5 protein-coding genes are annotated in these 7,144 nt (G+C 55.8%); 1 reads left to right on the forward strand and 4 read right to left on the reverse strand.

Annotated features, from left to right (window positions below; all coding sequences use genetic code 11):
- Positions 1-44: 44 nt before the first annotated feature.
- From ACPGUT_RS11435 to bcp, 4 genes are all read right to left on the reverse strand, one after another.
- On the reverse strand, positions 45-536 hold the full coding sequence (locus tag ACPGUT_RS11435; protein WP_423991472.1) for a bactofilin family protein: 492 nt from the start codon (positions 534-536) through the stop codon (positions 45-47).
- Positions 526-1,839 carry a DUF5930 domain-containing protein gene (locus tag ACPGUT_RS11440; RefSeq protein ID WP_423991474.1) on the reverse strand — a complete coding sequence of 438 codons (1,314 nt, stop codon included), beginning with the start codon at positions 1,837-1,839 and terminating at the stop codon, positions 526-528. The genes ACPGUT_RS11435 and ACPGUT_RS11440 overlap by 11 nt, the downstream gene beginning before the upstream one ends.
- Before the next feature lie 302 nt (positions 1,840-2,141).
- Complete coding sequence (locus tag ACPGUT_RS11445) at positions 2,142-2,969, reverse strand: ferritin-like domain-containing protein (RefSeq protein ID WP_423991476.1); 828 nt, start codon at positions 2,967-2,969, stop codon at positions 2,142-2,144.
- Complete coding sequence (bcp, locus tag ACPGUT_RS11450; protein WP_423991478.1) at positions 2,966-3,457, reverse strand: thioredoxin-dependent thiol peroxidase; 492 nt, start codon at positions 3,455-3,457, stop codon at positions 2,966-2,968. Before bcp ends, ACPGUT_RS11445 begins: the two co-directional genes overlap by 4 nt.
- 115 nt (positions 3,458-3,572) lie before the next feature.
- On the opposite strand from bcp, the gene ACPGUT_RS11455 reads away from it, so the two are divergent.
- Positions 3,573-7,025, forward strand: a complete 3,453-nt coding sequence (locus tag ACPGUT_RS11455) for an AsmA-like C-terminal region-containing protein (RefSeq protein WP_423991480.1) — start codon at positions 3,573-3,575, stop codon at positions 7,023-7,025.
- Positions 7,026-7,144: the final 119 nt, after the last annotated feature.

A 7,144-nucleotide genomic window follows, 5' to 3' on the forward strand; every position in this document is an offset into this window, starting at 1 on the left:
GGCACCGAAATCGGTGCCTTTTCTATTTGTAGCTTCGGTTGCGATTATTCAGGTTTCGCAGCTGGCTTTGTATCGGTAGATGCGTTCAGGGGATCATCTTGGCGCTGAACAGAACCTTCAAAATGCGCACCGGATTCGATGGCGATGGTTTTGTGGATGATGTCACCTTCAACACGCGCTGTGGATGTCAGACGTACTTTCAGGCCGCGTACACGACCTACAACACGGCCATTGACCACAACGTCGTCTGCAACCACTTCACCGCGCACCGTTGCGCCTTCGCCGACTGTCAGAAGATGCGCGCGGATGTCGCCGTCAATCTGGCCCTCGATCTGGATGTCACCAGTGGTCTTCAGGTTGCCTGTGATATGCAGGTCAGAAGACAGCTGTGACGCCGGTGGTTTTGCCTTTGGGGCAGGGGCTGGGTCTGTCGCACGTGGCGGCATAGCCGGCTTTTCCGCCGCTGCTGCTGGTTTTGTGGTTTCATCTGAACCGGCTTTTGGACCTGGCTCGTTGATCTTGCTTTTAGAAAACATCTTGTGCTGCCCTGATATAGTTCATTGGGTTAACGGGAGTTCCGCCAACGCGGATTTCATAGTGCAGATGGGTGCCGGTCGAACGACCAGTGTTGCCCATTTCACCGATTTGCTGGCCACGCGTCACACGTTCACCGACATTAACATGCAGGCGGGTCTGATGCGCATAGCGGGTTTCGATACCAAAATCATGCTGGATTTTCACCAATCGGCCATAGCCCGACTGCCATCCTGCATGTGTCACAACGCCATCGGCTGTTGCGTAAATCGGGGTGCCATGGGCCCCGGCAAAATCAGATCCGTTGTGCATCCGGCCCCAGCGACGGCCAAACCCGGATGTGAAACGGAAGTTGCCACGCACAGGCATCGCGAAAGGCGCCTTCTGTGCGGCAATACGGTAGAGGTTCACGCGATCCATTTCGCGCAGAATGGCGTTGGCGCGCATTGAATCCGGATTGATCTGACCATCAGCACCAGGAACCAGCAGCGGGGTCAGGGGGCCACCAAGGCCAGAATAGCCCTGGCGTACAGATTCGATCAGACGATCTGGATCCTGGCCAACAGCCCGGAACATGTCATCAAGCGGTTTTAGCGAAACGGTCACCGCGTCTTCCAGTTGCTGGAAGATACGATCATTGCGCTGTTCCACCAGTTGGGCTTCGAACAGCAGGTCTTTTACGGTGCTTTCATGCGCGGCGGCAAACCCTGCGAAACGATCACGTTCAGACGCGGTGGCAACCAGAGCGTCGGTCAGGAAATCAAGCGTGTTTTCCACATCCGCAACACTGGAAACCTCTGTGCGGGCCGATCCGGTTTCGCCGGTCAGTTCGGTTGTCAGTTCTGCAACTTCGAGACGGGCGTCATCGCGTTCAGACAGGGCATTGTTCAGAGTGTTCTGAATGACTTCAATGCCGGTTTCCAGTTCGCGACGGCGATCTTCGGCCCGCAACAGCTGGCTTTGCATGGAAGATACTTCTGCAAGGGCCGCGTTAAAACGTGTCTGCGCCGCAAGCGATTCCGCCGCACGCTGATCCCGTTCCGCAGATAATGTGTTCAGGCGCTCTTCATAGAGCACTTTTTCGCGCTGACTTTGTTCGCGCACCGATCCGGCGCCGATGTTGTCGATCAGAAGAAAGGCCGTTGCAAGAAGGGTCCAACCGAATGTCAGTGTCACGCCGGTCAGGGCAGTGGCCTGGGCAAGTGGGGACAAACGGATAAAACGCGTTTCGGTATCAGAACGCAAAAAGACGCGTCTGTCCGGAAAACGCTTTTCCAGCAAAGAGTTCAGCCTTGTAAATGCCACGTATACCAACCTGCTACATTCGGGCATTCTGCCCCGTCCGCGTTTCTGACCAGCGGCCAGAGCGGTATTTCCTGTCCCCGGTCTGTCAGATCGCGTCGTGTACGGTCTGAACAAACCCCCGATTGTCTGCCTGTTCCCACAGGTCAAGACGTTGGTAATCTGTTACTCTCAGGCTGGCTTCGGGGCAAGAAATTTCAGCCGGAGACGGCGCAAATTCGCAAAAACCCGCAGACTGTGGCGGGTTTTTGCTTGTCTCTTGTTTAACATAAGGTCGGAACCACCAGATATTGTGTGGAAAAAAGTTAGCGCTCTGATTGTTCGGGCAGCTCTTCTGTCAGGGGCCAGTAGAAATCCGGTGGCAAACCGGCCTCGGCGCGTTTTTCTTCGTTGAAAGGCGGGCGCAGCAATCCGTGAAAGTATTTTCGCACCAGGGTGTGAAATTGTTCCTTCGGGTCCAATTCGTGACGCCCGCACAGGAAGTGAAACCATTTGGAACCATAGGCCACATGGCCAACTTCTTCGGCGTAGATGATCTCAAGCGCTGCGACGCTTTCTGTGTCTTTTGCCTTGCGGAAAATGTCGATCATGCCTGGGGTCACGTCCAACCCGCGTGCTTCCAGAACCATAGGGACGACCGCGAGGCGCCCCATAAAATCATCCGCTGTATCTTCCGCGGCACGCCACATGCCCGCATGGGCGGGCAATGCGCCGTAATGGCTGCCAAGGCGTTCAAGACAATCAGATACCATGTTGAAATGATTGCTTTCCTCGGCCGCAGCTTTGACCCAGTCATCATAATATCCACCGGGCATTTTCACCTGGGCAAACCGTGCGATAATATCCCAATGCAGATCGACTGCGTTCAACTCGATATGCGCCACCGCGTGCAATAGGGCGATGCGCCCAGCATCTGTCCCGGGGCGGCGGCGGGGCACGTCACGCGGCGACAAAAGTTCGGGTTTTTCGGGGCGGGCTGGGAAATCAGGTGGTGTCGCATTGCCGATTTCGGGGAGATCACCGGATGCGCGGGCGTCGGTCCAGGTCTTTGCATGGGCAAGGCTAAGGGCCGCTTTTTCACGCCCATCGGCGCAGCTCAGAACATCCACCGCCATTTCTGAAAGCGTCATCATGCGGTTAATTCCTTCACCGCTGCCAGGACCTCTTCCACGTGGCCAGGCACTTTGACCTTGCGCCAAATGCGCGCGATTGTGCCGTCTGCTGCGATCAGAACCGTGGTGCGTTCGATGCCCCAAAAGGTTTTCCCATACATCTTTTTTTCCTTCCACACGCCGTATTTTTCACATGTATCACTGTCGGCATCTGACAAAAGGGGCACGGTCAGATCGTGTTTTTTGCGGAAGTTTTCATGTTTTTTCAGACTGTCTTTAGACAGGCCGAATACCTGTGCGCCTGCGGCATCAAAGGCAGGCTTGTCCGACGAAAATTCGCAGGCTTCACGGGTGCAGCCGGGGGTGTTGTCTTTGGGGTAGAAGAATAAAACAACGGCCTGGCCTTGCAGGGCGGACAGGGTGATCTCGCCCGAATTGTCGGAAGGAAGGCTGAAATCAGGCGCATTTTCGCCAGTTTCTATAGCTGTGTACGGATTTTCGGTTGGCATATCGGTGACTTCCCTTCACAAAGATTCAGGGACTGTTTTAGCGCGCCACGCGCAGAGATAAAGCGAAACCCGCGCCGCAAGGAAGTGGCGCAGATCAGAAACAGCCGGAGCCGGGATGACAAGCCCCGAAAACGATCAGAGCGAAGCCCAGGACAAACCGCAGGATCAGCCTGTGACCGTTGAGCTGCGCGATGAGGAGGTTCGTCCGGAACGCCTGATGGCGACTTTGCGTCCACATTTGCCAGAAAGGCGTAAAAGATGGCGGCGCAGGGTCAAGAAGCCTAAAAAGCCATGGCGAAAGCGTCACGGGACTATTTTCAGCCTGTTGGTGCTGTTTTCTGTGCTGGCGGTTGTCATCCCGATTGCATTGCAGCTGATTGCGGGGCGTTCGGTGAAAGCCCCTGAATTTCTGGCCACCCGGGTGGAAAAAGTGCTGGGGGATTCACTGGCGGGCGGACAGATGGATTTGGGACAGATCGATGTTATCCTGACCGAAGACTGGCAACCGCAAATCCGCATTTCCAGCCTTGCGCTGGCGGATCAGACCAATCTGCCGATCGCTGAATTTCGTAATATTCACGTCACTTTATCCCGCCGCGAATTGCTGCGCGCCACGGTTGCGCCTTTGGATGTGTCTGTGACCGGTGGGCTTTTGTCCCTGCGTCGCGATCCCGAAGGCCAGTTCGATATGGCGTTGGAAAGCCCGGAAGGCGGGGCGTTGATGGGCAGTGGGTCTTTGGCAGATATTCTTGATTCCGTTGATAGAATTTTTGAAACGCCAGAACTGGCTTCGGTGCGTGAGATGCGCGCAGAAGACATCACTTTCCAATATGAAGATGTGCGGGCGGCGAAATTCTGGATTGCCAATGGTGGTGCGTTTGAATTGACACAAAGCCCTGATAAACTTGAACTGCGCATGGGGTTTCAATTGCTGTATGGCGAAGACACGCCAGCGCAGGCTGCTGTGTCTTTCACATCGTTCAAAGGATCCCGCCGGGCGGTTTTGGCCACCAATGTGATTGGTCTGCCCGCTTCTGATTTCGCCACACAGGCCCCGGCTTTGGCGTGGTTGGATGTTCTAGATGCGCCTGTGTCGGGCGCGCTTCGGGCGGAAATTGACGAAGACGGTGTGCTGGCCTCAACCGATGGAACGCTTGATATCGGGGCGGGGGCGCTGAAGCCCAATGAGGACACGGTGCCTGTCGGCTTTGATGGGGCACGGGCGTATTTTGGTTATGATCCGGCCGAGCAGCGTATCCATTTTGACGAACTTTCGGTCGCTACGGAATACGGGAGTTTCCAGATGACCGGGCAGGGGTATCTGAAAGATTTGCGCAACGGCTTGCCTGATGTGATCCTGGCGCAATTTCAGCTCGAAAATCTTGAGGCCAATCTTGATGATGTCTTTGATCGCCCTGTGACACTGGATGGTGGTGCGATTGATCTGCGCCTGGAACTGAACCCGTTTGCCCTGGACATTGGGCAGGTGATGTTGCGTCAGGGGGATGATCATCTGCGGGCGCGGGGCAAAGTCTCTGCTGGACCCGGTGGTTGGCAGGTGTCCGTGGATGCCGGTCTGGATCAGATGCGCAGTGAAAACCTGCTGGCGCTTTGGCCTGTTGCCGTATCGAAGAACACAAGAACCTGGTTGGCGGATAATATTCAAGACGGGGTGATTGGCCCTGCAAATGCCGCCTTAAGACTGGCCCAGGGTGAAAAACCTGTGGTGTCGCTGCAATTTGGGTTTTCCGAAGCGAATGTGCGGTTTATGCGTCAGATGCCGGTGATCTCTAATGGGCGTGGCTATGCATCTTTGCACGAAAATCGGTTTGTTCTGACGGCTCAGCAGGGACAGGTGACACCGCCTTTAGGTGGGGCTCTGAATGTTGGCGGTTCCGTGGTTGTGATCGAAGATGTGAACCTCAAGCCGCCGGATCTTGTTGTGAATTTGCGGGCACATGGGGCGATCACTGCGGTGACATCACTGCTGGATCAGAAACCATTTGAGTTCCTGACAAAGGCTGGTCTGGCCACGGATCTAGCGCAAGGCAACGCTGTTGTGTCTGCGGATATTACTGTGCCATTGCGTCGTTCCCTTTTGGCGGAAGATGTTCCCTTTGAAGCGCGCGCGACATTATCTGACATGCGCACGGACCAAATCGTACCTGGAAAATGGGTGCAGGCCGACGAGATGACAGTGTTTGCCAACAATGATCACCTCGAGATTTCCGGATCTGGCCGGGTCAGCACGGACCAGAATAGCAGATCCGGTGCGGGGTTTGATGCCCTCTGGCGCCAAAGCCTTGTGAAAGAAGATTCTGGGCAGTCTTCAGTACGCGGACAGGTGCGGCTGGACCAAGCGTTCCTGGATGAATTTGGCATCGCTTTGCCTGATGGTTTCCTGCGGGGGCAAGGGCGTGGACAGTTTGAAATTGACCTGGCCCGTGGCGAAGCACCGCAGATGCGCCTGAGTTCTGATCTGCGTGGTGTTGGGCTGCGTATCCCTGAAATTGGCTGGTCAAAGCCAGCAAATGCAAGTGGCAGCCTTGAAGTGGCCGGTCGCCTTGGGCAACCCGTGCGCATTGACCGTTTGCAGCTGGAAAGCAATGGGTTGAACGCACGCGGCACTGTTGCATTGCATGAGAATAATAGTTTTCACGAGGCCCGGTTTGAACGGGTGACTGTGGGCGGCTGGCTTGATGCGCCGGTCACATTGACCGCGCGTGGCGCCGGGCAGAGCCCCGCAATTTCGGTGCCTGGCGGGCGGGTTGATATTCGGCGCACAACCTTTGGGCAGGGCGGCAGTGCGGGCACCGGTGGGGCGAATACACCGATCACACTGGCGCTGGATCGGCTACAGGTGACGGATAGCATCGCCCTGCACAATATGCGTGGTACGCTGAACACATCGCCTGCTTTGAACGGGGATTTCACCGGGCTTGTGAATGGCGGCGCCAGAATACAGGGTCGTTTGACGCCAACGCCGCAGGGCACATCGGTTCGACTTCGCAGCAATGATACGGGTGCGGTTTTACGATCAGCCGGGGTCTTTTCCAAAGTGTATGATGGCACAATGGATCTGTTCCTGGTTCCACGCGCGGAAGATGGCCATTATGATGGACAACTGACCGCAGAGAACGTGAAAATCCGGGGTGCCCCCGCGCTTGCCGATATGTTGGGGGCGATTTCGGTGGTTGGCCTTGTGCAGCAATTGAACGGCGATGGCATTCGTTTCGCCAAGGTGCGTTCGCAATTCATCCTGACGCCCAGCCATGTAAATCTGTTGCAGGGCAGCGCAGTTGGGGCGTCTTTGGGGGTTTCGATGGAGGGGATTTATACCCTGGCCAGTTCGGGGCTTGATATGCGTGGTGTTGTGTCTCCGATCTATCTGCTGAATGGGGTCGGGGCTGCGGTGTCTCGCCGGGGGGAAGGGCTGTTTGGCTTTAACTACCGGTTACAGGGCACGGCGGATGAGCCAAGGGTGCGCGTGAATCCATTGTCTATTCTGACCCCGGGCATTCTTCGTGACATTTTCAGAGGCCGCCCCCCACAGGCCCCCACAGAATAACCAGGCCCCTACAGAATAAATATGTTGTCTGAAGATAAGAGTTGACTGAAGCGTCCTGATCAGAATTTTCACCGGAAAACCGGAAAACCGGAAAACCGGAAAACCGGAAAACCGGAAAA

Origin of the sequence: Halocynthiibacter sp. (genome assembly GCF_049608145.1) — a bacterium.
GTDB lineage: Bacteria > Pseudomonadota > Alphaproteobacteria > Rhodobacterales > Rhodobacteraceae > Halocynthiibacter.

Excerpts from the sequence above, each read along its gene's own strand:
- ACPGUT_RS11435 (WP_423991472.1), bottom strand. The coding sequence starts at position 536 with ATGTTTTCTAAAAGCAAGATCAACGAGCCAGGTCCAAAAGCCGGTTCA.
- ACPGUT_RS11445 (WP_423991476.1), bottom strand. The coding sequence starts at position 2,969 with ATGATGACGCTTTCAGAAATGGCGGTGGATGTTCTGAGCTGCGCCGAT.
- bcp (WP_423991478.1), bottom strand. The coding sequence starts at position 3,457 with ATGCCAACCGAAAATCCGTACACAGCTATAGAAACTGGCGAAAATGCG.
- ACPGUT_RS11455 (WP_423991480.1), top strand. The coding sequence starts at position 3,573 with ATGACAAGCCCCGAAAACGATCAGAGCGAAGCCCAGGACAAACCGCAG.